The following is a 26,249-nucleotide window of genomic DNA, read 5'->3' on the forward strand; positions in this document are numbered from 1 at the left end:
ATTCGGTCCTTAGTCATTTTATTTATCCACAATCATCCACAGTGAATGTGGATAAAATGGGTGTTTATTTCGTACTTATCAACACATCCGTGATCTGAAAATTAGCCTTCAGTTTAATTTTCGTAGGGAAATAATGAATCGCTTCGGGTTTGGTCTTTGTTCGAAAGTTGCCTAAATCCCATAGCCCATTGCTATTTTTGTCCTCAATGGCACGTAACTCATAGATTCCGGGTTCCACGTGGGGAAAGTCGAATTTGGATCCTCCAATTTGTTGGTAAGCCAAGACCTTATTATCCGATTTAATTAATTGATAAATGTATTGACCCGATGTTCCCTCGACGCTGCCTGAAATACTTCCATAATTTTCTAAATTTTGAAATTCAAAGTTCTGTGAAAATACTTGTGAGGTGTCTTTCTCAACGCTGATGAACGTATTTTTGGCGAGCTTTAGTTCAAATTTCGCTCTTAGTGGCAAGTAGCTACGATGAATGGTTAATTCATTTACAAAACTATTCCAAGCAAATGCATCATCTGGCAACTGGATTTCTTCGTCGGGACCCGTACCAAAGCGAATACCTTTCGTATCGATGAGCGCAATCGGTTTTTGGAATTTGATGCTTATGGAATCTGAAGGACTTAATAGACGATTTCCCAATGGGAATACCTCAAAACGCAAGGGTGTACTTGTGATTTTTTCTTTTTTGTTGGGTTCCCGGAATTTTAATTTTAAAGAGAGATTTGTTACACGATTCAAGGAATCGATCACGTTCGCGGTGATTCTAACGGTATCTTTTTGCTCCACGTTTCCCACATAAAAGCGCAGGTTTCGATTGTTCTCTACTTGATAGGCGAGTGTCTTAGGTTCTATTTGTATTGATTTAACCCCCCGGGAAAGTTCATAAAGTATTGTTTTTGCCGTACTCGTTGTCTTACTTATTTTAAGTGGATCCTGATTTTGTAATGCGATGCGAAAGTCCTGGCTATAATTTTTCTTTAAATCGATGAAGTCCTGAGTCATAAAGTCGACAGCCTCCTTATTGGAGTTGTACAACAAATTATTATTGGCATCGATAAATGCAGCCATGTAATATTTCCCTGCCGCAATATTTTCGATTTGATAATTTCCCGAGGTATCTGTTTTCGTGAAGTAATAAGGCTTTGCTTGATCAATTCGCAGGGTATCTGTGTAAGGGTATAGGCCCACCAAAACCGATTCCAATTTTTTGTTGGTTTCCAGGCTCTTCACATTTCCACTAATCTGCAAGGAATCGATGTCTGAACCCGTACTAAAAACCAATTTAATGTTTTTGCCAATGTTGCGCTCCGACATATCTTCAATTGCGTTTCTGAAATTGAAGGTATAGGTTGTATTTTTTTGTAGACTTGAATCCAACAAAATCGTCAAACCCATGGGGCGAATGCGCGTCTCGTAGGTTCCTACATTGGGGGTGATTAAAAGCTCTTGATTGAGACTTCGAATATTGACGTATTCATTGAAGTTTAATTCAATCTTTTTGCTATTGTAGTTTTTGCTTTTGTTCAATGGAATTGTGCTGACAATCTTGGGCGCTAAAGTATCCTTTTTTCCTCCTGGAGGGCTGGCCGTTTGAGCACAGCGGACAAAAAGGTTCAGGCTAATGAATAGCATGAAGGATACGAAAGCGATGTGTTGCACGAATTTAAGCATGCTCAAAAATATAGATATTACTCGAATAATTCCCCGTTTTAAAATAGGCAAACAAATTGGACCAAAGCCCAATAAAAAATGAGCTAATCAGTTTTTTGCTTCCCGTCTTATATTCGTGGCTCAATAGAGCAATGTAAAAACTATCGAAAATCTGACCCTTTTGTTTTTTCAGAACAAAGCCATGTTTTTTGGCCACCGACTGAATGGTTTCTGGATTGAAGTGATAAATGTGTCGTGGAACATCATATGCTGCCCAAAATTCCTTAAAGTAATCCGCATCAAAAGACTTCGAATTAGGTAATGCTAAAAGCAATTTTCCGCCATCATTAATCCGATTTTTAAAGAACTCAAAATAGGCGTCCAATTCATAGACATGTTCCAACACATGCCACAGCGTTATCATTTCAAACTTTTCCTTCGTTGGAATTGCCATCAAATTGGGATAGATATTTTGTTGGGTTAACTCGGATGCTCTCACTGCCGTATCGGGATCTAGTTCCATTCCCGTGATCTTCCACCCGGCTTGTTGGCAGGCATGTAAAAAGTGTCCGTTGCCACAGCCTATATCCAGCAGTTTCTTTTCGCCTTTTTGTTCACTTTGGATAAGCGCGGTCTTTTGTTTTAGCGTGATATTTCGAACGGCATGATACAATTTATTAACGAAGCCTTTCTGCGTATTGCTATGTGAAATGTAGTTTTCAGATTTATAAAAGTATCCGGCATTCTCTGCTTCTGGCCGAGGGTTCGTAAATAACAAATCACAGGACGAGCAACGCACAATTCCAAACGTATTTTTCGATACCGTGTAATCTTTAGCGTCTAACTCGCGTGTCATTTTCTTTTCTCCACACGCAGGACATGATGATAATGTTTCCATAGTTAGCGACCCATGAATAATAGTAATATAGATACGTCGGCGGCAGACACGCCTGAAATCCGACTAGCCTGACCAATCGTTTGTGGACGAATGGATTTAAGCTTGATTCGGGACTCGGTGGATAAAGTTTTTATCTTATCATAATCGAAGTTGGCCGGTATCGCCAAATCTTCCATGCTCTTCATCTTATTGACCATCAAGCGCTCTTTCTCGATATAGCTTTCGTACTTGACGATAATTTCTACTTGTTCTAGCACCTCTTGCGTATAGGTTTCTTTCAGCTTCTGTCCAATCTCATGTTGGAGAATTTGTTCAAAACTCAAATCCGACCGCTTTAGTAAATTGATTATCGGAGCTCCTTCTTTTAGCGTTGCTGTTCCTTGGCTTTCCAACCAATCATTGATTTCGGCCGGCTTTACTTTTGTTGTTTGAATGGTTTCCAACAACTCGGCAACTTGTTGTTTTTTCTGCGCATAGGTATCCATGCGTTCTTGTGTTGCCAGTCCGAGTGCGTATCCTTTTTCGGTTAGTCTCTCATCGGCGTTGTCTTGTCGCAATAGGGTTCGGAATTCGGCGCGTGAGGTGAACATGCGGTAAGGCTCATCAGTACCTTTGTTGATAAGGTCGTCAATTAACACACCGATATACGCCTCTGACCTTGACAAGGTAAATGGATCTAATCCGTGCGCTTTTTGATGGGCATTTATTCCCGCCATTAAGCCTTGGCATGCAGCCTCTTCATAACCAGTTGTTCCATTAATTTGACCAGCAAAGAATAAACCCGACACCCGTTTTGTTTCCAAAGTCGAACTTAATTGTGTCGGCGGGAAGTAATCATATTCAATAGCATAACCCGGGCGGAATAATTTTGCATTTTCAAAACCCGGAATCAAACGAATAGCCTCGAACTGAATGTCTTCCGGCAATGACGTTGAGAATCCATTTACATAAATCTCAACCGTATTCCAACCTTCTGGCTCAACGAAAATTTGATGGGAATCCTTATCCGCAAAACGATTAATCTTGTCTTCTACGGATGGACAATAACGCGGCCCCAACCCCTTGATTCTTCCTGCAAACATTGGGCTGCGATCAAAACCTTTTCGCAAGACTTCGTGTACTTTTTCATTCGTGTGTGTAATCCAACAAGAGCGCTGTTCCTTCAGGGGTGTTTTCGTCAAATAGGAAAATGCAGTGGGGTTCTCATCCCCTTTTTGCTCCTCCATTTTGGAATAATCCAAACTACGACCATCTACACGCGGCGGTGTTCCCGTTTTCATTCGTCCCGATTCAAAACCCAATTGAATCAATTGTTCCGTAATCCCCCCAGCCATTGGTTCGGCCATTCGACCCCCGCCAAAATTCTTTTCACCAATATGAATAAGGCCATTCAAAAACGTCCCATTTGTCAACACAACCGTGGGTGCAAAATATGCCATGCCCATCCGCGTCTTTACCCCCTTCACAACACCCTCCTCCACAAGTAGCGATTCGACCGAGTCCTGCCAAAAATCAACATTGGCATTTTGCTCCAAGGCCCAACGCCACTCTTCGGCAAATCGCGCACGGTCCGACTGGCAACGTGGCGACCACATCGCAGGACCCTTCGAGCGATTAAGCATCCTAAACTGGATCATCGTTTTGTCCGAGATAATTCCCGACATCCCTCCCAGCGCATCTACCTCTCGCACGATCTGTCCTTTCGCAACCCCACCCATCGCCGGGTTACAAGACATCTGTGCAATGGTTTGCATGTTCATCGTAATCAGCAAAACCTTGGAGCCCATTTGCGCCGCCGCATGCGCCGCCTCACAGCCCGCATGCCCCGCTCCTACTACGATTACATCATATGAATTCTGCATCATTTTTATTTTTGTTTCACGTGGAACACGTGTTATCTTTTTTCCAAATAGTAGTTTTCTTTTTCGGTCATTAAGCTTTTATCCGCTTTCGCCTTGTCTTTATAACCACACAGGTGCAATAAGCCGTGAACCATGACGCGCTGCAGTTCGCTGTTTTCGGTGCCAAATTTCGCGGCATTTTCCAAGATGCGATCGTATGAAATAAAGATATCCCCTTCGATAATTTTGGGATTATCAGAATTGTCAAAGGTGACGATATCTGTATAGGTATCGTGCTGCAAGTATTCCTGGTTGATCTGCAATAAATAGTCGTCAGAACAAAACACATAGTTTAGCTCCTCGATTTTTTTTTGCTCCTCTTTGGCAACAGCTTGAAGCCATTGCTTGTGTTTAAGCTTATCGGGTAGATTAAAAGAAACGTCCTCGGTGTGAAAACTGATCATATTTGTAAACTAAACCACGAATTTACGAAAAAGCATCCTCGAAATGCTCAATTTGTACAGCTTGTGGAAAAAAAGTAATGGAAATGGTGTCGAACCGGATTTCCCCAAACCAATTTTCATCCTCTTGATAGTTCGTTGCGGCTTGATGATAGCGACGAATTTTCCCAGCATCGATCCGTTCTTCGGGTGTCCCAAACCCACCTGACTTTTTGGCTTTAACCTCAACAAAACACAGGGTTTGGGATTTTTGTGCGACCAGATCTACTTCCGCGATTCCAGCTCGGTAATTTTTTTCTCGGATATAATACCCTTGTTGCCGCAAATAATCAGTTGCCAGGTTTTCCGCAAGCCAGCCTAGTCGTAAATGTTTCGCCATTCTTGTATATTTGTTTTTCAAATAAAAGGCTTCTAAGGGAAGCGGCCGAGCTTGTTTTTGATAATTTTCCATGCAGAATAAAAATGTCCAATTTGTTGATTTAGGCCTTGTCGCCTACAAGGAAACCTGGGACCTTCAAGAATCATTGATGGCCCATACGGCAGGGATAAAATTGTCGAATAGAGGCTTAGATGAAATAGACCAAAAGCCTACGCCGAACTTCCTTTTATTTTGTGAGCACCCGCATGTTTATACCTTGGGGAAAAGCGGCGATGAGTCTCATCTATTAATGCAAGAATCCTTTCTGCATACAATTGGCGCCAGCTTTTTTAAAATAAACCGCGGCGGCGACATTACTTACCATGGGCCGGGACAATTGGTCGGATACCCCATTTTTGATCTAGAGAATTTCTTTACCGATATACACCTCTATCTGCGAATGCTTGAAGAGGCTGTCATTCGAACCTGTTCGTCTTATGGCTTACAGGCCGGACGAATTGATGGGCTTACCGGAGTTTGGATAGACCCCGAGTCGGACGACCCAAGAAAGATTTGTGCATTTGGCGTCAAAGCATCTCGTTGGATTAGTATGCACGGATTTGCCTTGAATGTTAACACCGACCTCTCCTATTTTGGTCACATTGTGCCGTGTGGAATTGCCACCAAGGGCGTAACCTCGCTCTCGCAAGAGCTGGGGCGCAGCGTTGATATAGCGGAAGTAAAGAAGCTCGTTTTGGGTAATTTATGTGCGCTTTTCGAGTTTAACCAAGTTAATGTTTCACGTGAAACATTGCCAAACCCCGCGTAAAATGAACTTCAAGAACACGCTATTTCTCGACATCGAAACGGTATCTGGAAAATCGGATTTTTTCCAACTTTCCGAACGAATGAAAGAGTTTTGGCTAAAAAAGGCGAAGAATCTTTATAATTCAGATAATGTATCCCTTGAGGATTTATATGCAGATCGCGCTGCTTTATTTGCTGAATTTGGTCGGATTATTGTCATTGGAATGGGTTTCTTGTACGTAAATAAGGACCAGGAACTTTGTTTGAAGGTGAAAACAATCGCGCATCATGACGAAAAGGAGTTGTTGAAAGAGTTTGGGGCGTTTATAACGAAGACCTATAAATCAAAAGAATTAACGCTTGTTGCACACAATGGCAAGGAGTTTGATTTCCCCTATTTGTGTAGAAGAATGCTGGCAAATAATCTCGAAATTCCCAAGGCACTTCAGGTTCAGGGTAAAAAACCATGGGAAATTATTCATCAGGACACGATGGAAATGTGGCGATTTGGAGACCGGAAGAACTATACTTCCCTCGAATTATTGGCCGAAATGATGGGAATTGAAGGAGCTAAATCAGACTTGTCGGGCGATCAAGTACACGGTGTTTATTACAAAGAAGACAATTTAGCTCGGATAGAGTCGTATTGTATGGAGGATGTTATTGTTGTGGCCCAACTCTATTTGCGGTTCCATTTCATGAACCTTGTTGAGCCACACAACATTCAAAAACTATAGTATTTTTGCTGGATTGCCAAATGCACGCTTACTCGCTGGAATATTTTCAATTACAACAGATCCCGCTCCGACCGTAGCACCCTTACCTATTTTAATGCTACCGACAATCGTGGAATGAATTCCAATGAATGCATTTTTCTCAATTTGGGCCTCTTTTCCGACAACTGATCCGGCACCAATTTGGCTGTATTCATCAACGACAGCACCAGTTTCAATGATACAGCTTGGTCCGATAACTACATGGTCCGATATTTTTGTTTCAGCTCCTATGACGGAATTTGCACCAATGAATATGCCATATGCTAAGCTTTTCACGTTAGCAATTTGGACGCTAGGATGAATGGCGTGTACGGGTTTTGTCTTACGATCTTCTTCGATTAATTCAATCATTTTCTTGCGCTCTGTAGGGTTTTCTAAGGCAATAAATACAGCACAAGATTTGCCGATTAACCCCCAATAGCTTTCATCTTCGGTCGTTCCTAGTACGGGAATTTCGCCAATCATTGTGTCTTTTTTCTTGATGTCATCGTCCAAAAAGCCGTAGATAACGACGTTGTTCTGCTGGAATATATGTGCCACTTCCAAGGCAAATGGATTAACTCCAATAATAATTACGGGTAATGATGTCATAGATTATTTATTTTGGCTGTAAAATTACGTAAATCAAAACTGATTTGGCCATCTTTTGTGAAGGTCAATTCAGTTAATTCCTCTCCGAGTGTTATCTGTCGATTCGACGAAAATGTGCTGGCGTCGATATTATTTAGCGCATGCATATAGGCTAAATCACCTATTTCTTCGATACACCATGCGTAGGAAATATGTTCCTCTCCTATGGCTTTTTCCACCAGGTTTATACCGATATCTGCGCGGACATTTCCCGACATGTCTAAAGGCGCATTGCTTAGTTTGATGTCGAAAATTTGTCTTTCATTGGTTTCTAATGCTTCGTATGTTTCGAGCGCTTCTTGTTGGTAAGTGCCGGTGGCAATACTGTAAAAAGCATCGATTAATATACTTACATGTAGCCTTCGGAGACTTTGTTTTTCAAGGTCCCATCCTGCACCGCCCGACTCGACCAATAGTAGACCATAACCGCGTTTTTGAAAGTTATCTCCAAAAGCGCGTGCATTAAATTCGTCAGACCATTTGGCAACCTTGTTGGGTATTTTAGCTTGTGTTAAACGGGTTAATCGATTCGCTAATTGACCAGCCCGTTTGCGGGATTCAGTCCATGTTCCAGCTTCGTCCCCTGTTGTGGCAAGGAATGCTATATGAGTTTGGTGTGCAGAATTTCCTACGGAATATAGTCGATTTTGATCATGTAGATTAAAGGCAAAATCGGGTTTTATTTGGTCTGCCCAGTCAGAAAGTAATTTTGCTTCTGAGCTATATTGATGTACCGCATCTCGGTTCATATCGATACCTAATGCCGTCTCTCGCGTCCAGCGCGCCGCACCGTCTTTATTAAGTAGTGGAATGAAGTGAATCGTACAATTTTGATGCAATTTTTCCCTTATTTTTTGGTTTTCTAGTTCATTTGTGTTTAAAAAGCGGAAAATATCGCACAATGCCATAGTTGCCGTGGCTTCGTCTCCATGCATTTGTGACCAAGCAATAATTTTGATGGGACCTTCTCCAAATTGAATTTCGTGAATAGGCCTTTTCTCATAGCTTTCGCCAATTTTCTGTATACGCAAATAGGGAGAATCCGACCATTCGCGGATGAGTACTTCCCAGGTTTGCGGATTGAATCGCCTCGTTAGGATACGGGTTTCTTGAAAATTAGGATACTCGTCGAAGATGTAATTGTACATATTATTTGCGTAATTTAGGTAAATAACTTGCCCAGGATTGTGCGTGAAAGAGCCCCTTTTTGCCCGATACATACATTACTATGAGGGTAACAATTAGGAAGCAAAACCAAGTCTCGTGTCCAAATAGTTCCACACCCATACATGTCGCAGCGATGGGGGTTTTTGTTAAGCCCATGTATAAACAGGTAAATCCGATGGCTGCTAAAAATGGTCCGGGCAATTGGATGAACTCGCTGATGCCCGCGGTCGCATGGGCACCAATGAGAAATAAGGGAGTTGCCTCTCCCCCTTTGAATCCAAGCCCAAGACTTAAGCTCGTCGCAATTAATTTTTGGATGGCAAAAATGCCCGACTTAAAATGGTCGGCGAATGGCCGGAGTAAAAATTCCGACCCCAAACCAGTGCTCTCTTGAAAAAATGAAAATTGAAAAAAACCTAACAAAATGATGCCCCCGAGAATCGCCTTTTGGGCAGCTTGTACGGGCAATTTCTCAGTCGCCAAGAAAATATTCGATTCTAGCGCCTTATAAGTACGCGCCAACAGAGACAAAAATAGCCCAATAAGCGCTAATTTGGCCCAAAATAGGCCCGAAATGTCAGGCAACAAAATGGTGGGATATAAAACGTGTTTTGTCCCGTACACGTGTAGACTTACATAATTTGCGGCGAAAGCGGTGGCAAAGCAGGCAAATATGGAACGAAGGTGAATTTTTCCAACTTCCTTGATTTCGAGTCCGAAAAAGCAGCCCGCCCAGGGAGTTCCAAAAATTGCCGCAAAGCCCGCACTAATTCCGGCACGAATCCAAATAGATTTTTCTGCTGTCGAAACTTGAAATTTATCCGAACTCGTTTGAGCGATCGCGCCTCCCATGAATACGGCGGCACCCTCTCGGCCGACTGACGCGCCGACTAAATGACTAAACCATGTGGAGACTAAGGTAAAGGGCGCTAGCCAATAAGATGAATGAAAGGCGCCCCCCTGTAAATGGTTTATTAAGTCATTCGTTCCTTGTTTAGTAAAAGCCCAGCGCCTAAACCAATATAGGAAATATCCAATGACAGGTAGTCCAAATAAAAAATAAGCTTGTCGATTTTTTGCGATTTCATCCAGCCCCCAGAGAAATAGGGATGCGAAACTTCCCGTTAAGAAAGAGATGATGGCCCAAAGTAGGATTCGAATGCCCCAAATACGCATGTTTGAGAGAATGTTTGTTTCAAAGGTAGGCAAATTTATTTTGCCTACCTTTGTGCCGGAAACGAATGTGCTGTAGCGAATGCCGCTGGCGGCGTTCTTGAACGAAATTCCAAGGAGTCAATTGTGGCCCTTAGATTAAATATCATATGACTGATTTTTCTTCGCTTGGTTTAAACCCTCAATTGTGTCGCGCGTGTGACGCATTGGGATACACTACGCCAAGCCCCATACAAGAAAAGGCAATTCCACTCATGTTGCAAGGTCATGATGTATTAGGGATCGCGCAAACGGGTACCGGTAAAACGGCGGCCTATGCTTTACCTGTGCTCATGCGTTGTAAATATGCACAAGGGAAAAACCCTCGGGCCTTGATTTTAGCGCCCACACGGGAACTGGTTATGCAGATTCACGAGGTGATGGTTGGCCTGGCAGTAGAAACAGACCTTCGAATGCTTGCTCTTTATGGGGGTTTGGGGCCTAAGGCGCAAATTCAAGCATTGGAAGACGGCGTCGATATTGTGGTCTCGACCCCGGGTCGTTTTTTAGAATTATATCGCAAGGATACGATCGTCGTGAAGGATCTGAAGATCTTAATTTTGGATGAGGCGGACAAGATGATGGATATGGGTTTTATGCCGCAGATCCGGGAGATTTTGGAAAAAATCCCGTATAAAAAACGTCAAAATGGGCTATTTTCAGCGACTTTCCCAGAAAAAGTGGAGAACCTCTCGCATGAATTTTTGGAGTTTCCCCACAAGGTTGAGATCACAAGGCAAGCCACCCCTGCCAGCCAAGTCACTCAATTTGTCTACGAGGCACCGAATTTAAGTACGAAAATAAACGCCCTCGCGCATTTTCTAAAGCAAGATGCTTTTGAGCGCGTGATGATATTTTGTCGGAGCAAGGATGTCGCTAATCAAGTTGAGAAATTCTTAATTCGAAAAGTCTTACCCGAAGATCAAGTTCGTGCGATCCACTCCAATAAAGGCCAAAATACCCGAATCAATGCCATGCAGCTGTTTCGAGAAGGCCTTATTCGTGTACTAGTAACGACGGATGTCGCTGCACGCGGGATTGATATTCCCAAAGTTTCCCATGTGATTAATTTCGATGTTCCTCTAATTTACGAAGATTATGTGCACCGGATTGGTCGGACAGGCCGGGCTGATCAAGTGGGCGAATCCATCACGTTTATTACGCTGGCAGAGCAATACCATTGGGCGAAAATTGAAGAAATTATTCAGCAAAAGATTGATATTCAGCAACTTCCGGATGAAGTAGATCGCGAAGAGACGCCGTTTGTTGAGCAGCAAGATATGTTGCGCGCCGTGGATGATCAGCGTAAGCGGGAGGATCCCGATTTCAAAGGCGCGTTCCACGAGAAAAAATGGGTCATCAAGGCGCGTGCTAGTGGCCAAAAGGTACCTAATCGAAAAGCGGTTACAAAAACGGGTCCTAAAGGTGGAGCTGTTTCCACCCCAAAACCGCCCCAACGAAACAATCGCCCCGGAAAAAATGCAAAATTTCGCCCGGGCGCACCATCATCTAAAAAGAAAAGGTAGATTTGCAGCGATGAAAGTATGTCTTATTTCTTTATTGATGCTTGTGAGCAGCTTGATGCTGGGCCAACAAGCCGCTAGTCCCAAGGAAGCAAAGTATCTTCCCCTTTATGGCCAAACGACCCTATTGTCGAAAGACCAAGCGGAGTTAAAGCAATTTGTGGAATCTTGCGATGCGAGTTTCGGATCTCGAAAAGAAGCAGTCGAGTTTTTCTCTGAACGTGCTTGGGAGTTTGTCGCATCAGGTCACTTGGATACAGCCACCTATCGTTTTAATTTGGTTCATGAGCTTGATAATCAAGCGGTTGACTCCTATTGGGGGCTGGGTGTAATCACATTTCAGCGTCAAGATTTTCCGAAGGCGATTGAATTTCTTTCGAAAGGTCTGGCCTTAGATAGCACACAAAGTATTTTACGGGTAGATTTGGCCATCGTTAAATTGAGCTGTTATTTGAAATCGATGGATTGCGGGACCTTGGATGAGACGGATGCCTTGTTGCAGCAAGCCTTATTACAAACGCCTAATTATGCAACGGCTTGGATGAAGCGAGCCCAAGTGGCGTATTTACAGGAGAAATATGAAAATGCCTGGGCCTATTTGCATGAGTGTCGAAAGCTGGATATCACACAATTGGATTTAAATTTAGGCAAAAGTTTAGCTGAAAAAATGCCCGATCCTCAGGGCGTATTTAAGTAATTCACTATGGGAATTCGGTCCTTTTTTGCGAAACCTTTTGCGAAGCGGGTGGTCAAGAAACACCAGAAGAGTCACGCTCAAGCGATTCAAATTCAGGAAGCCTGGTTGAAAAACAACCTTAAAAAGGCCGAGCAGACCATCTTTGGACTGGCCTACGAATTCGACAAAATCCGTAATTACCTCGAATATAAAATTCGCGTACCCATTGCCGAATATGAGGACCTGAAAACCTACATCGATGAAATGGTTTTGGGCTCCCCTAACATTCTTTGGCCAGGGAAACCGGCTTATTTTGCCAAAACATCAGGCACCACATCAGGCGCCAAATACATTCCCATTTCGAAGGAATCGATGCCTTACCACATCACGGGAGCACGTGATGCCCTTTTGCATTATGTGCATTATTCAGGTAATGCAAAGTTTTTAGACCAAAAATTGATTTTTTTATCGGGCTCTCCGGAGTTAGAAGAGAAAAACGGTATCCCAACCGGCCGTTTGTCGGGCATCGTCAATCACCACGTTCCAGGCTATTTGCGAAGCAATCAAATGCCGAGTTACACCACGAACTGCATCGAGGATTGGGAGGAGAAATTGGAAGCGATTGTTCATGAAACCATTGACCAGCGGATGGGATTGATCTCAGGAATTCCGCCTTGGGTTCAGATGTATTTTGATCGTTTAGAGAGTTTGTCGGGGAAGAAGATCGGGGACTTATTCCCTGATTTTCAATTGTTTGTGACCGGTGGGGTGAATTTTGAGCCTTACCGACAAAAATTGATGGAATCAATCGGTCGGGATATTGATGTCGTGGAAACTTACCCGGCTTCGGAGGGATTTATTGCCTTTCAAGATTCAAGTGGGGCGGAGGGTTTATTGCTCAATGTAGATGGGGGAATCTTTTTTGAGTTTGTTCCCATGGATACCTATTTCAGCGGAACACCGAAGCGCTTGATGCTTTCCGAAGTGAAGTTGGGCGTTAATTATGCGCTATTAATGACGACGAATGCGGGTCTTTGGTCCTATTCAATTGGTGATACGGTGAAATTTGTGTCTTTAGATCCGTTCCGAATTGTGGTGACAGGCCGGATTAAACATTTTATTTCGGCTTTTGGAGAACATGTGATTTCCGAGGAAGCGGAACGCGCGATGGGCGAAGCACTTAAGGCTTGTCCAGAGGCGAGTTTGGTTGAGTTTACCTTGGCTCCGCAGGTGAATCCACCAGCTGGAGAATTACCCTATCACGAATGGTTGGTTGAGTTTGCGCAACAGCCGAATGATCCAGCCAAATTTAGTGCGGCATTAGAGGCCTCCATGGTTTCGCAGAATATTTATTACCGTGATTTGATTGAAGGAAAGGTCTTGCAGCCTCTGAAGTTGACAATTTTGCCCACAAATGCCTTTATCGATTACATGAAATCGCAAGGGAAATTGGGGGGACAAAATAAGGTTCCACGTTTAGCGAATGATCGGGCGATTGCGGATAAGCTCGCAGCCATGTAGAGACGCGATACTTCGCGTCAGGTAAACCGCAGCCATGTAGAGACGCGACACTTCGCGTCAGGTAAACCGCAGCCATGTAGAGACGCGACACTTCGCGTCTTATAAATTACGAGCATATTAGACGCGAGGTATCGCGTCTCTACTTTTGCCAACTCGCATATTCCAAGTAATTCATGGCCGTTCGCATGAACACTTCCGCAGCCTCGGGGCTTACGGTTTTCAATAATTTGGCGGGATTTCCGGCATAAATACTACCTGCGGGAACGCGGGTATTTTGGGTTACCACAGCTCCGGCAGCGATGATAGAACCCGTTTCGATGAGTGCGCCATCCATGATGATGGCTCCCATGCCCACCAATACATAGTCTTCAATGGTGCAGCCATGAACAATCGCATTGTGTGCAATGGAGACATAATTTCCGATAGTGGTTTCTGTTTTTTGGTAAGTGCAATGAATCACGGCGCCATCCTGAATGTTGGAATAATTGCCTATTCGAATGCGATTGACATCGCCTCGAACAACCGCATTATACCAAACTGTACAATGTGAACCAAACGTAACATCACCCACAATGGTAGCGTTTGCTGCCTGCCAGTTTTCTGGGCCAAATCGGGGTGATTTCCCCTTGATTGGAACAATTAATGCCATAGTTTCGCGATTTATGCGGGCCAGCGACCCTGTAGTTTCATGACCTTTTCGATGACATCCCGTACAGCGCCTTTGCCTCCGCCAAAAGGGGAAATATATTTACAAGCCATCTGAATTTCAGGAATTGCATCCGCCGGACAGGTACTTAATAGTTTGGGCCTGGATAGGATTTTTAAGTCGGGAACATCGTCACCCATGTACAAGATTTCGGATTCGTCGAGACCGATTTTCTCTAACCAAGTTAAGTAGGTTTCCAATTTATCTTTGCCGCCCAAACCGAAATAAATATCCTGAAATTTCAGGTTTTCGAGTCGTTTTTTAACCCCTTGATGACCGCCACCCGTGATTACGCAAAGATTATATTCCGCTTCACGCGCCTTTTCAATGGCATAACCATCCCGGATGTGAAAGGTACGATAATGCTCACCCGTTTCTAAGACATGCACACTGCCGTCGGTCATGACGCCATCGATATCGAAAACAAAGGCTTTAATTTGCGCAAATTGCGTAAGGCTGTTGGACATAAGAATGCTTTTGAACGGTAATTTACATAAATCTGTGGAAAGACTTGATGCGTTTCGTGGTCGCTTTTTTGTATTTTTACCACCTATGAAACGAATTCGTGTGTTTTTCATGTTTATTGGGCTGGCGATTTGTCCAGGCCTATTGCATGCCCAACAGGCGGATGCGGCTTTTTCGGAATTTGTCAACAGCATAGCCCAAAGCAAAAATACAGATGCTGCGAATTGGTCACAACAAGCAAAAATTGCCTCATCTAAAGCGTTTGTCGATCTAGTTTTCCAACTGCGCAAAGCGGGTTTCAAATCACCTCAGTTGGCCTATTTATTAGCCAGAACCTTTCTTCAATCGAATCCGAATCTTCAATTAGAATTACTATCTACGGTTCAAAAGCTCATTGAGCAAAAGGATAATAAAACATTACTCAGCTTTCTCGAGCAAGTTGAAAATTGGCAATACAACCAGCGATTGGTTCAAACGGGGAATTACACATTTCAGGTACAAGGCAATTTGTCGCTAGCTTGGCAGGGCCCAGATAGTACGCTTGCTGTGGCTTCCGATAATTGGGATAGCCCAAGTCCCGAGATACCCACCGACAAGGATATGCAAATTCAAGCATTTACCCCGGGGCCGGTTTTGCTATGGAATGAGGTTGAATTCGTAGCGAGCATTGGAAAAGATAGCCTTCGTTTTCAGGCAAAGACCTTACGCTTTTCGGTTAAAGACCGTGTATTTATTGGCGAGAACGGATTGTTGAATACAGGGTCTTTGGAATTGCCCCGATTTCAAGTAAATCCTCGAAGGGGTATTTTGGTCAGCGAAGAAATGACTTGGCAGGAAGGAGAACAGAAAATACGAGGGTCATTGCGCATGCCCTTGAAAAGGAAGGCGGGTTCTTCCGGATTTGCCATTGAATTTAAGTCCAAGGAGTTTCTGGCTAAGCCTTTGCAGAGCAATCATTACAGGGGTTACGGGCGTCTTTTTGTATTTGGTGATCAGCGGGGATTGTTGGGTGCTGGCGACCGACCTGCGCGCTTGGAGATTTGGTCGAAGGAGAAAAAATTGGGCGAATTTGCGGCCCAACAAATTACCATACAATCCAATGAATCGATTCAAATAAAGGAAGGTTCGTTTACGGGCTATGTAGGCAAAAAGGATTCGTTGTTTCATGGCTATGTCACCGCGAATTGGATTCCCGTAGAATCTTCTTGGCATATCAAACCAACGCAGGATCAGATCTTGTTTGAGGACAGTTTTCACCAGGTTTCAATATCGGCAGATTTGGGGGTATTGCATGTTGATACGCAAGTCATGGACTTTTATAGATTAGCGGGAAAAAGCCAAAATCCAGCTTGGGTGGAGTCCTTTGATTTTTACGATGCAGACAGATTGGATGGCCAGCAAGGAATTTTGACCTACGACCCGATGCGGATTCTGTATAATCATTTGTCGGCCATCAAGCGCAGCCAAGCGAATTTATACGACATTGCAGCGGCCACGAAGAAGGATCCGCAATGGATGCGTGGCGGTTTTCAACAATACAAACATGCCGGGTATTTGAATTTTGACGATCAAACGAGTGAGGTTTCTTTTACGCGATTGGGCCGACATTATGCACAGGTCAAATTTGCACAAAAGGATTTTGACCGTTTTTATGTGCCATCTTTTGGTGGGATGCTAGCCAGGGATACTGCGAATATTTCGGTGGATTTGGCCCAACAAAAATTGGTGATTCGGGGGATTAAGGAAGTGATGGTTTCGGATTCTTTGAAGGCAAATTTCATTCCTTCTAACAATCAGATTGTCTTTGGCCAGGGGCGTGATTTTGATTTTATGGGGGAAATTAAGATCGGCAACTATCGCTTCCGTGGCCAAGGTTTCCGATTTAATTTTAATGATTATTCCATTAATCTTCCTCAAATTGATTCGATTACGTTTGTTCGGAAAGGGACGACTCGTGAACTTGGGGGACAGTTTCGCTATGAGGCCGGGCATATTTTACTCGCTCCGCCAAACAATAAATCAGGCCGGAAAGGATTAGCGGCCTATCCAAAATTAATTATTCCCAAGGGAGTCGTATCTTATTTTGATGAACCTTGGAGAGCGCAAGGGGTATATTCGCAGAAGCACTTTTTTCAGGTGCCCAGGATCGAGTTAGATAGTTTGACCCAGAAAGAAATTACGTTTGAGGGAAGCTTTATATCCAATGGGATATTTCCTACTCTGAAATCCTCCTTGGTTTTGATGCCTGACCAAACCTTTGGTTTTTCATACAATCAAAAATCCCCTTTAGCTATTTATCAGTCCAAGGCTGTTTATCAATTGAAGAGCCCGCTTACGATGAACAAGGCTGGTTTATCAGCTTCGGGAACCATGCAATTTGGGAGCCTTTCACTTAATCAAAAAGAGAGCCACTTTTATCCAGATTCATTAATGGCGAGCGGAACGAGCGCCTCCATGGAGGGCAAAGGTTACCCTTCCATGCAAGTTGGGGAACATCGGTTTGCCTGGACGCCCGCTCAGGATAGCTTGTGGATGTATCCAGTTAAGCAATCTTTTCTTTTGTATGGGAAAGAACTTCAGTTGGCCGGCTCCCTTGGGATGCATCAAAAGCGTGTTTTTGGCAAAGGGACTTTGACATTACAAGATGGCGTAATGGATTCGGACTTGTTTCGTTTCGATGCACAGACTTGGTCTTCGGCCGACGCGAATCTAAAAATTGGCAAACAGATGGCTCTTTTCGCCCCGGCTGTTTTTATGAGTAAAGTGAGTTTAGATGCGAATATGACGGCGCATAAAGTCATGATTCGGCCGGCGAAAGGCGAATTAGGCACTCAAATTACGTTTCCATACATCGCGTATCAAAGTAGTCTATCTGAGGGTACATGGGATTTGACGAACCAACGATTTTTGTTGGCTGGTAAGTCGGGTTTTGAGCTCACGAGTTTAGATAGTTCTGGGGCTTCCTCGGGCTCAATGATTCGAGCATCCACCGCGAATTATGATTTAAAGGCGCAATATTTAGCGTTAAGTGGGGTCAAAGAAGTGGAAGTGGGACCTGCCTTGTTGTTCCCAGATAAGGGAATTTTGGGGATTCAGAAAGATGGTGCATTTAAACCATTTGCGGGCGCCAAGGCCCTGTTAGACGGCAAGAATAAGCGACATTACTTAGCCGATTTGAAGATTGTCGAGGGGAATTCCAGGGGCTGGAAAGGCGAGGCTAATTATCAATTTCCACGTAGTGATGGAGATACGGTATCCGTTGCTTTGCGAAACTTTCAGTTTGAGGGAAAGTCGCATGTAACTGCCGAGGGATTGTTGGCGGAAAAAACACCGCTTCGATTTAGTAAGCATCAGCAATTCAAGGGGGAGGTCTCTTTGGATACACGCAACCCGAATTTGAATTTCAAGGGATTCATTCGTCCGGTCATTGGTTTGCCCAATTTTCGTGCTGCCTGGATTCCATTTGAGAATGCAAAGGGCGAGGAACCCCATTTGGTCTTGAATAAGGATTTGCGCGATGAGGCCGGTCGGCCAATCACGGCTGGAATATTTATCAATGCGCAGAATAAATTGTACCCAACATTTTTGAGCCCGCAGTCGGACGACTTGGATCCTGTTTTGTTTCAATCTGAGGGGGATGTGATTGAGTCGAATGATCGTTATGAGGTCAAGGGTAAATCATCGGACATGCAGTTGTTTATTGATAAACATCGCGTGGAGGCACAGGGCCCGATTCAATTGTTTACGGGAAATCAGTCGATTCGTGCATTTGGTAATTTGGTCATGTCGACGGATAGTTTGCTGCCACGTTTGGACACTTGGGTGAGTTTACAATTTCCATATCCAGCCAAGTTATTGAAGGTGATGGGGGATCGGATGCTGAAATATCAGTTGGACCAAGGAATTCAAAGTGATCCGGCGGATGACCCAGAGAAACGAGACGCGTATTTGCGTCGTGTGGATCAGGTATTGGGCAAGGCGGTAGCGGAGCCGATGCGGACAAAAATGGATCAGGTCCACATGGCTTTGGATAAGGTGGCGCCAGAGTTTGCGAATTCAATTAACTTTTCCAATGTTTCTTGGGTTTGGTCGCCGAATACCTCTTCTTTTTATTCGGTGGGCGGAATACCTTTGGTTAATGTGGGGCCTGTGGATATTAATGCGGCGATTCGCGGTTACATGGAGGTAGTTAAAAAGCCGAATAAGGAGGAATTTTATGGCTATTGGGAATTGTCGGAAGATTTATGGTATTATTTTGCCTATTTTAATGGCGAGTTAGGCGTATATTCGTCGGATCCTGTATTTTTAGCCACCATACGCGAGGCGGTTAAGTCTGACAAAAAGGGCAAATCAACGGTTGTTGAGGCTGCGGGGGACGAAAAGGATGCGTTTGTGAAAAGATTTTTGGCGTATTACCGGGTTGCTACGCCAACCAAGAAAACAAAAAAAGTGGCGATACCAGTGAAGACAGAGCCGCCAACGACGAAAGCGAAAAAAGGAGGGTTTTAATGATGACTGAATCAAAACTGGGGAAAATATTTCAATTCATGGATACGCTTGGTTTAGGGGAGCGGGATCCATTTGGGAATCCGATTTTGTTTAAGCGGATTGTTATGATGGTTTTGGGATTTATCTCCTATAATCGTTTGACGGTGTACAACAAAACGAAGATTACGGGGACGGAGCATTTGGAAAATTTACCGGAGCGGGGGGTCTTGTTTTTACCGAATCATCAGACCTATTTTATGGATGTGGTGTCCTTGTATCATATCTTTTTCTCGGTGAAATGGGGTTTTCGAAATACGATTAATTACCCGATTTATCTAATGGCTCCTCGGTCGAATTTGTTTTATGTGGCTGCATCGGAAACGATGAAGAATGATGGTTTTTTGCCTCGGGTGATGGCACAGGCAGGTGCGATTTTGGTGAATCGGTCGTGGCGTGCGGAGGGAGTGGATGTAAAGCGAGAGGTGGATTTGGCCGCGGTGGAGAAGATTGGAAAGGGCTTGAAATTTGGCTGGGTGATTAGTTTTCCCCAAGGTACAACGCGCGCTTTTGCGCCATTGCGTAAAGGGACGGCGCATTTGATTAAGGGCGAAAATCCGATTGTCGTGCCGGTCCGAATCAATGGTTTCCGTCGAGCTTTTGATAAGAAGGGTTTATTGATTAAGAAACGGAATACAACCTTGACCGTTGAGTTTCGCGAACCGATACGATTTGATTCGGAGGCTACGACGGAGGAGATTTTGGAGCGTTTGCGCCAGGAAATAGGCTTGGAACATGCTGAATAAAACGAAGGGTATTGTTATCAATTACTTGAAATACCGGGAGTCTTCTTTATTGGTTACGATTTATACGGCGGAATTTGGAATTAGCTCTTATCTGGAAAATGGAGTTCGTTCCGCCAAGGCGAAGCATAAGATTGCCCTGTTTCAGCCCTTGACCTTGCTTGAACTCGAGGTTTATCACAAACCTGGCAAGGGGCTTCACCGAATCTCGGAGGCCAAATGTTATTATCCTTATCGGAAAATACCTTTTGATATTACGTATTCGAGTATTGCTTTGTTTCTAACTGAGGTATTGGGAAAGGTATTGCGGGAGGAGGAGGCCAATCCGGTCTTGTTTGATTTTTTAGAGGATTCATTTCAGATTTTGGATCAGGGGGTGGGGTCGATGGAGAATTTTCATTTACAATTTCTGTGGAAGTTGAGCGAGTTTTTGGGCTTTCATGCGGGGCGGGTGCAAGAGTTTATGGATCAATTGCGGGAAGCTGGCGTTCCGGGAATCAGTGACTTAGATCCGCAGGCTGTTCAGGCCTTGTTTGATTCGGATTATGGCCAGGCGCTTGGTATAAATCGTGTGCAACGTGCGGCCGTTTTGCGTGCCTTGATTTATTATTATGGCTTGCACATGGAGTCGTTTGGGGAGTTGAGATCTTTACAAGTTTTGCAGGAGGTGATGTCATGAAAACATTAGCGTATCAGATTATTCCTTCGCCGAAGGCGTTGGATATTCGATTAACATTCCAACCGGCTCGACTGGGGCCGTTGAAATTACATTTACCGATTTGGCGTCCGGGGCGGTATCAGGTTCAACATTTTGCCAAGAATATTGCTACCGTGACGAGTGATCATGGGGTGGTTTTGAAGACGGATTTGTCGACGTGGACCTTTGTGGTCACATCATTGGAGCCGATGACCATTTCCTATCGATATCATGCGGAGCAGCCGGATGCGGGTGGATCATGGGTGGATGAATCGATGGTGTATATCAATTTTGTGAACTGTTTGCTGTTTCCGAATCGAGGCGAAAATCGGCCATGTACGGTAGCGATTTTATCGGAGACTGTGTTAGGAGGGGACTATGAAATTTCCTGGTCATTCGAAAAAAACAAAGGGCTAAAATCATATCGGGAACTCGTGGACTCGCCGTATTTGGCGGCCCGGAAAATCCAATCGTTAACTTGGCGATCAGGGCGCACCGATTTTTATATTCAGGGTATAGGGCCGAAGGTTCATTTTTCGGAACGATTGTTGCAGGCCTATCAAAAATTCGTAGCCTATCAATTGGACTACATGGGCGAATTTCCGGTTCGGGATTATCGTTTTATGTTGTGGATTTGCCCCAAACCTTTTTACCATGGGGTAGAGCATACTAGATCGACCATGATGGTGATGGGCCCAGAGGATCGCGACTCCTATGAGGATTTGATTGGCTTAGGGGCACATGAGTTATTTCATGTGTGGAATGTGGCCACCATTCGCCCGAAGGAGTTATTGCCTTACGACTATACGAAGGCCATCATTTTCGATACCGGATGGATCGTTGAGGGAATTACGACTTATTTGGGAGATTGGTTCTTGTGGGCGTCGGACGTGGTTAAGGCTGAGGAGTATGTGAATTTATTGGCCGGCAATCTGAAATTACATTTTGAACGGGATGGGACATCTAAACAATCCTTGATTGAAAGTTCGGTCGATTTGTGGTTGGATGGTTATGGATCAGCCCTACCTGGTAAGCGTGTTTCGATTTATTTTAAGGGTGCGTTGGTTGCTTTAGGTTTGGATTTATTGATTCGTCGGAAGTTTAAGCATAGCAAATCCATGCGGGATGTGATGTTGCTGATGCAGGCTCGCTATGGTCGCTTGAAGCGAGGGTATGGCCGGCAAGATTTTTATGCTTTGGTGGAGGAGGTTTACGAGGAACCCCTTACAGATTTTTGGTCAAAGTGGGTGGAGTCTTCGGAACCCTTGGAGGGTGAGATTAAAGAGCTCCTAAATTTTGTTGGATTATCTTTTTCAGGCGGCGGTGTGTTGGAAATTGTGGATGAATCTGCTCTTTCTCCATTCAAATGTGCAACAAATAGATAATTTGTTTCCAAATTCGACAAGTTTTGTCGTTTTGGTGCTAACGTTTGTGGATATACGACATGCTAACTTGGCTGTATGAATCCATACGCATCGCGCATTCGCAAAATCCGAGTTTCCCATGGTTATAGCCAGGAGTATATGGCACTGAAATTGGGCATGACGCTTTCGTCTTATTCAAAGCTGGAGCGGGGCTTGGTTGAGTTGTCTGTTACGCGGCTCGTTCAAATTTCTGAGGTATTGGAATTTGATTTGGGTCAATTTTTTCAGGCGGAACCTGCTGATTCGGTTTCCGACCAAACTCAGGTGGGTTATGGCTTTGTTACGCGGGCTGAATTTCTTCAGCATCTGGATAAAATGCATTTGTTGGAGCGACAATTAAGCGATATCCTTTCTAAACTGCCGTAATAAATTCTTACCTTTGTGCCTTAACTCATTCGATATGTTACAAAGGCCACGTAGAAATCGTCAAAGTGCTGTTATTCGTGATATGGTGGAGGAGACTCGCCTGTCTGTCAAGGACATGTTATTTCCTTTGTTTGTGCAGTCGGGAACGAGAAAGCGTACGCCGATTGCCTCAATGCCGGGGATTTACCGTTATTCGCAAGATTTATTGTTAAAGGAAATCGAGGAATGTGTCCAATTGGGCATTCGTTCTTTCGCTTTATTTCCCCAAATAGACGAGTCCTTGAAGGATTCCATGGCGACAGAAAGTCACCGTGCGGGCTCCTTGTATTTGGAGGCGATTCATGCGGTTGCCAGTCGTTTTCCGGAGGTTTCTTTGTTGACGGATGTGGCGATGGACCCCTACAGTTCAGATGGCCATGACGGAATTGTTCGTGACGGTCAAATATTGAATGACGAGACCTTGCCGGTTTTGGCCAAGATGGCCATTGCGCAAGCACAGGCAGGTTCGCGTTTGATTGGTCCATCGGATATGATGGATGGTCGGGTTGGTTATTTGCGGGAGGCTTTGGACGGAGCAGGATTTTCGAATGTGGGCATTATGGCTTACACGGCTAAATATGCATCGGCATTTTATGGACCGTTCCGGGATGCCTTGGAGTCGGCACCGAAATTTGGAGATAAGAAAACGTATCAAATGAACCCAGCGAATCGTCGGGAGGCATTGATTGAATTGGAATTAGACGAAGCAGAGGGAGCTGATTTTCTGATGGTGAAACCGGCTTTGGCCTATTTGGATATCATTGCGCTTTTGCGTGAAAATTCCAATTTGCCGATTGCGGCCTATAATGTGTCGGGCGAATATGCCATGATTAAGGCGGCTGCACAAAATGGCTGGTTAGATGGGGAGAAGGCGATGTTGGAGAGTTTATTATCGATTAAGAGAGCGGGTGCGCAGGTGATTCTGACGTATTTTGCTAAGGAATTTGCACAATTAAATCAAGCGTAATATGTCGACCGATCGCTATATGCAACGGGGGGTTTCGGCCTCGAAAGAAGATGTTCATAAGGCCATTGCCAAATTAGATAAGGGTTTATTTCCGCAAGCTTTCTGTAAGATTTCGCCGGATATTTTAGGGGGCGATGAGGCCTATTGCAATATTATGCATGCGGATGGCGCGGGGACAAAATCGTCGTTGGCTTATTTGTATTGGAAGGAAACGGGAGATATTTCGGTTTGGAGGGGTATTGCGCAGGATGCGGTGGTGATGAATACAGATGACTTAATTTGTGTGGGGGCGACGGATCAAATGTTGCTTTCGAGTACGATTGGTCGGAACAAGAATTTGATTCCGGGCGAGGTCATTGCGGAGATTATCAATGGGACGGAAGAGGTGTTGGAGATGTTGCGGGAGAATGGTTTGGGCATATATTCGACAGGTGGCGAGACGGCGGATGTGGGCGACTTGGTTCGAACGATCATTGTGGACAGTACGGTGATTGGACGCATGAAGCGTTCGGATGTAATTTCGAATGGAAATATTCAGGCGGGGGATGTGATTGTGGGTTTGGCGTCTGATGGCCAATCGACTTACGAAAAGACGTACAATGGCGGGATGGGAAGCAATGGCTTAACATCGGCTCGCCATGATGTGCTGGGAAATTATTTGGCGGGGAAATACCCGGAAAGTTTTGACCCATCGGTTCCGTCGGATTTGGTTTATTCGGGTTCGCGTTCCTTGACGGAGGCGGTTCCGGGAACCCCATTGAATGTGGGACAATTGATTTTATCGCCTACGCGGACCTATGCGCCGGTGATTAAAGCGATCTTGGGAGCGATGCGTGCACAGATTCACGGAATGGTGCATTGTTCAGGTGGCGCGCAGACGAAGGTGATGCATTTTGTGGAAGGCGTTCATGTGATCAAGGATAATTTATTCCCAATACCTCCGTTGTTTGATTTGATTCAAAAGGAGAGTGGAACCAGCTTCCAGGAGATGTACAAGGTGTTCAACATGGGGCATCGCATGGAACTCTATGTAGCCCCTGAATTCGCGGATGAAATTATTCAGATATCGGAGTCATTTGGCATACCCGCACAAGTGGTAGGTCGTGTGGAGGCCGCCCCAGCGAAGAAATTAACCATTAAAAGTGCTTACGGAGAATTTATTTACGAGTAGTGCTTTGCTTTATCGTAAATCCTTTTTATATTTGCGACCCCATTTAAAAGGCTTTGTAAAGGTAACGACCTGGCCTCGTGGGATTGTTTCACTTAAATACATCTAAAATGTACGCAATCGTAGAAATTGCCGGGCAGCAATTTAAAGTAGAAAAAGACCGTACCGTTTATACCCACCGTTTGGCGGGAGCGGAAGGCGCTGCACTGGTTATCGACAAGGTATTACTTGTTGACAATGACGGAAAGATTTCCGTAGGAGCACCCACAGTAGCTGGTGCGACTGTTAAAGCTAAAATCGTAGCTCACGTTCGTGGCGAGAAGGTTTTGGTATTCAAAAAGAAACGAAGAAAGTCTTACCAAAAAATGAATGGACACCGTCAAGATTTGACACAAGTGTTGATCGAAGGTATTTCTGTTAAATAATTGAACATTAGCGGTATTAACGCATAAAATAAAAAAACATGGCACATAAGAAAGGCGCCGGATCGTCGAAAAACGGGCGCGAATCACATAGTAAACGTCTTGGCGTTAAGTTATTTGGAGGCCAAGCAGTAATCGCAGGAAACATCATTGTACGTCAACGCGGTACAGCTCACAATCCAGGTGAGAATGTAGGTCTTGGAAAAGATCATACATTATTTGCTTTAGCGGATGGTGTAGTGGCATTCAAAAAAGGATTTAAAGGTCGTTCATTCGTGCACGTATTGCCAGCAGTGGCAGCACCAGCACCCGTGGTACCTGCAGCAAAGAAAGCTCCAGCCAAAAAAGTGGCTCCAGCAGTGGAGGCGGCTCCGGTAGCAGAGGTAGCTGTTGAAGCAGCTCCAAAAGCGAAGAAAGCTCCAGCAAAGAAAAAAGAAGCTGCTGAATAATTTAACATGAAATTTCAGAGAGAACCTGATACGAAAGTGTCAGGTTTTTTTTATTTTACGAAACCAAATTGACAGATTGTTAGTTTGCACTCTATAATCATTAATTTATGCTTACCTCGACTGTCACCATTTATACGGAATCCACACCCAATCCACATTCTATGAAATTTGTTTTTAATGTGGAATTACTGCCTGATGGGATGTCCTTCGACTATACCCAACCGGCTGATGGGCTTACCAAAGAAAAGAATTCACCACTCGCTGTTGCCTTGTTTGGTTTCGAATTTGTTCGTCGGGTATTCATTACCTCCAATTTCATTACTCTGACCAAAACAGAAAATGCCGCTTGGGAAGATGAGTTATTCGGAATTAAGCAATACTTAAAGAAATATTTCGCTGAAAAGCAGCCTGTATTCTCTCTACCAGCCTCTGAATTTGCGGAGGAAGGGGATGTGTCAGATTCAGAGATTATCGGCCAAATCAAGCAAGTTTTGGAGGAATATGTGAAGCCCGCAGTTGAATCGGATGGGGGAGCTATTTCATTTCATTCCTTTGACGAGTCGACAGGTCAAATGAAAGTATTATTGCAAGGTTCTTGCTCGGGATGTCCATCGTCACAAATGACGCTTAAGGCGGGTATTGAAACCTTGATGACTCGCATGGTTCCTGCCGTAAAAGAAGTGGTCGCAGAGGGCGTTTAAATCCCAATCCAGGTATTTCTC

Annotated in this window: 24 protein-coding genes and 1 pseudogene; 15 read left to right on the forward strand and 10 right to left on the reverse strand. The window is 44.3% G+C overall.

What is annotated here, in order from left to right:
* Positions 1-64 precede the first annotated feature (64 nt).
* Genes ACMH5P_RS08360 through ACMH5P_RS08380 form a run of 5 tightly spaced genes read right to left on the reverse strand, consistent with a single transcriptional unit; the run spans position 65 to position 5,317 of the window.
* A complete protein-coding gene (locus ACMH5P_RS08360) occupies positions 65-1,687 on the reverse strand; it encodes an Ig-like domain-containing domain (RefSeq protein WP_459493896.1) in 1,623 nt (540 codons plus the stop codon).
* Positions 1,680-2,564, reverse strand: a complete 885-nt coding sequence (locus ACMH5P_RS08365; RefSeq protein WP_459493897.1) for a class I SAM-dependent methyltransferase — start codon at positions 2,562-2,564, stop codon at positions 1,680-1,682. The genes ACMH5P_RS08360 and ACMH5P_RS08365 overlap by 8 nt, the downstream gene beginning before the upstream one ends.
* 2 nt (positions 2,565-2,566) lie before the next feature.
* Positions 2,567-4,426 (reverse strand): tRNA uridine-5-carboxymethylaminomethyl(34) synthesis enzyme MnmG, encoded by a 1,860-nt coding sequence (gene mnmG / locus ACMH5P_RS08370; RefSeq protein WP_459494205.1) that lies wholly within the window; start codon positions 4,424-4,426, stop codon positions 2,567-2,569.
* A gap of 32 nt (positions 4,427-4,458) precedes the next feature.
* Positions 4,459-4,869 carry an rRNA maturation RNase YbeY gene (gene ybeY / locus ACMH5P_RS08375; RefSeq protein WP_459493898.1) on the reverse strand — a complete coding sequence of 137 codons (411 nt, stop codon included), beginning with the start codon at positions 4,867-4,869 and terminating at the stop codon, positions 4,459-4,461.
* 22 nt (positions 4,870-4,891) lie between these two features.
* Positions 4,892-5,317: a YraN family protein gene (locus tag ACMH5P_RS08380; RefSeq protein ID WP_459493899.1), complete on the reverse strand. Its 426-nt coding sequence runs from the start codon at positions 5,315-5,317 to the stop codon at positions 4,892-4,894.
* Here ACMH5P_RS08380 and lipB point away from each other — a divergent pair.
* Positions 5,316-6,053, forward strand: coding sequence for a lipoyl(octanoyl) transferase LipB (gene lipB, locus ACMH5P_RS08385; RefSeq protein ID WP_459493900.1), 738 nt, complete (start codon positions 5,316-5,318; stop codon positions 6,051-6,053). The two genes, ACMH5P_RS08380 and lipB, sit on opposite strands and share 2 nt — an antisense overlap.
* A 1-nt stretch (position 6,054) precedes the next feature.
* The gene (locus ACMH5P_RS08390) at positions 6,055-6,768 is read left to right on the forward strand and encodes a 3'-5' exonuclease (RefSeq protein WP_459493901.1); all 714 of its coding nucleotides are present in this window, start codon (positions 6,055-6,057) and stop codon (positions 6,766-6,768) included.
* Here ACMH5P_RS08390 and ACMH5P_RS08395 read toward each other — a convergent pair.
* Genes ACMH5P_RS08395 through ACMH5P_RS08405 form a run of 3 tightly spaced genes read right to left on the reverse strand, consistent with a single transcriptional unit; the run spans position 6,763 to position 9,780 of the window.
* Complete coding sequence (locus ACMH5P_RS08395; protein ID WP_459493903.1) at positions 6,763-7,398, reverse strand: DapH/DapD/GlmU-related protein; 636 nt, start codon at positions 7,396-7,398, stop codon at positions 6,763-6,765. The two genes, ACMH5P_RS08390 and ACMH5P_RS08395, sit on opposite strands and share 6 nt — an antisense overlap.
* Positions 7,395-8,585, reverse strand: a complete 1,191-nt coding sequence (locus ACMH5P_RS08400) for a M14 family zinc carboxypeptidase (RefSeq protein WP_459493904.1) — start codon at positions 8,583-8,585, stop codon at positions 7,395-7,397. The genes ACMH5P_RS08395 and ACMH5P_RS08400 overlap by 4 nt, the downstream gene beginning before the upstream one ends.
* Before the next feature lies 1 nt (position 8,586).
* The gene (locus tag ACMH5P_RS08405; protein ID WP_459493905.1) at positions 8,587-9,780 is read right to left on the reverse strand and encodes a chloride channel protein; all 1,194 of its coding nucleotides are present in this window, start codon (positions 9,778-9,780) and stop codon (positions 8,587-8,589) included.
* Between the two features lie 146 nt (positions 9,781-9,926).
* On the opposite strand from ACMH5P_RS08405, the gene ACMH5P_RS08410 reads away from it, so the two are divergent.
* From ACMH5P_RS08410 to ACMH5P_RS08420, 3 genes are read left to right on the forward strand one after another with little or no spacing between them, the layout of a single operon-like run.
* A complete protein-coding gene (locus ACMH5P_RS08410; protein ID WP_459493906.1) occupies positions 9,927-11,342 on the forward strand; it encodes a DEAD/DEAH box helicase in 1,416 nt (471 codons plus the stop codon).
* A 10-nt stretch (positions 11,343-11,352) separates the two neighbouring features.
* Positions 11,353-12,036, forward strand: coding sequence for a tetratricopeptide repeat protein (locus ACMH5P_RS08415; protein WP_459493907.1), 684 nt, complete (start codon positions 11,353-11,355; stop codon positions 12,034-12,036).
* Between the two features lie 6 nt (positions 12,037-12,042).
* A complete protein-coding gene (locus ACMH5P_RS08420) occupies positions 12,043-13,536 on the forward strand; it encodes a GH3 auxin-responsive promoter family protein (RefSeq protein WP_459493908.1) in 1,494 nt (497 codons plus the stop codon).
* Positions 13,537-13,675: 139 nt separating this feature from the next.
* On the opposite strand, the gene ACMH5P_RS08425 is transcribed toward ACMH5P_RS08420, so the two are convergent.
* The gene (locus ACMH5P_RS08425) at positions 13,676-14,185 is read right to left on the reverse strand and encodes a gamma carbonic anhydrase family protein (RefSeq protein WP_459493909.1); all 510 of its coding nucleotides are present in this window, start codon (positions 14,183-14,185) and stop codon (positions 13,676-13,678) included.
* Positions 14,186-14,196: 11 nt separating this feature from the next.
* The gene (locus tag ACMH5P_RS08430; protein WP_459493910.1) at positions 14,197-14,709 is read right to left on the reverse strand and encodes a KdsC family phosphatase; all 513 of its coding nucleotides are present in this window, start codon (positions 14,707-14,709) and stop codon (positions 14,197-14,199) included.
* Positions 14,710-14,794: 85 nt separating this feature from the next.
* Here ACMH5P_RS08430 and ACMH5P_RS08435 point away from each other — a divergent pair, with 85 nt between their 5' ends.
* From ACMH5P_RS08435 to ACMH5P_RS08480, 10 genes and pseudogenes are all read left to right on the forward strand, one after another.
* On the forward strand, positions 14,795-19,216 hold the full coding sequence (locus ACMH5P_RS08435; RefSeq protein ID WP_459493912.1) for a hypothetical protein: 4,422 nt from the start codon (positions 14,795-14,797) through the stop codon (positions 19,214-19,216).
* Positions 19,216-19,998: a lysophospholipid acyltransferase family protein gene (locus ACMH5P_RS08440; RefSeq protein WP_459493913.1), complete on the forward strand. Its 783-nt coding sequence runs from the start codon at positions 19,216-19,218 to the stop codon at positions 19,996-19,998. The genes ACMH5P_RS08435 and ACMH5P_RS08440 overlap by 1 nt, the downstream gene beginning before the upstream one ends.
* The gene (gene recO / locus ACMH5P_RS08445) at positions 19,988-20,674 is read left to right on the forward strand and encodes a DNA repair protein RecO (protein WP_459493914.1); all 687 of its coding nucleotides are present in this window, start codon (positions 19,988-19,990) and stop codon (positions 20,672-20,674) included. Before ACMH5P_RS08440 ends, recO begins: the two co-directional genes overlap by 11 nt.
* Positions 20,671-22,077, forward strand: a complete 1,407-nt coding sequence (locus ACMH5P_RS08450; protein WP_459493915.1) for a M61 family metallopeptidase — start codon at positions 20,671-20,673, stop codon at positions 22,075-22,077. Before recO ends, ACMH5P_RS08450 begins: the two co-directional genes overlap by 4 nt.
* Before the next feature lie 75 nt (positions 22,078-22,152).
* Positions 22,153-22,482, forward strand: a complete 330-nt coding sequence (locus ACMH5P_RS08455; RefSeq protein WP_459493916.1) for a helix-turn-helix domain-containing protein — start codon at positions 22,153-22,155, stop codon at positions 22,480-22,482.
* Between the two features lie 34 nt (positions 22,483-22,516).
* Positions 22,517-23,488 (forward strand): porphobilinogen synthase, encoded by a 972-nt coding sequence (gene hemB / locus ACMH5P_RS08460; protein WP_459493917.1) that lies wholly within the window; start codon positions 22,517-22,519, stop codon positions 23,486-23,488.
* A 1-nt stretch (position 23,489) separates the two neighbouring features.
* Positions 23,490-24,659 (forward strand): AIR synthase related protein, encoded by a 1,170-nt coding sequence (locus tag ACMH5P_RS08465; protein WP_459493918.1) that lies wholly within the window; start codon positions 23,490-23,492, stop codon positions 24,657-24,659.
* A 107-nt stretch (positions 24,660-24,766) separates the two neighbouring features.
* Positions 24,767-25,081 (forward strand): 50S ribosomal protein L21, encoded by a 315-nt coding sequence (rplU, locus tag ACMH5P_RS08470; RefSeq protein WP_459493919.1) that lies wholly within the window; start codon positions 24,767-24,769, stop codon positions 25,079-25,081.
* Between the two features lie 38 nt (positions 25,082-25,119).
* Positions 25,120-25,377 (forward strand): annotated as a pseudogene (rpmA, locus tag ACMH5P_RS08475) (50S ribosomal protein L27); the annotation flags it as partial.
* Between the two features lie 257 nt (positions 25,378-25,634).
* Positions 25,635-26,228, forward strand: coding sequence for a NifU family protein (locus ACMH5P_RS08480; protein WP_459493920.1), 594 nt, complete (start codon positions 25,635-25,637; stop codon positions 26,226-26,228).
* Positions 26,229-26,249 lie beyond the last annotated feature (21 nt).

The organism is Aquirufa sp. 5-AUSEE-100C1 (genome assembly GCF_054558655.1).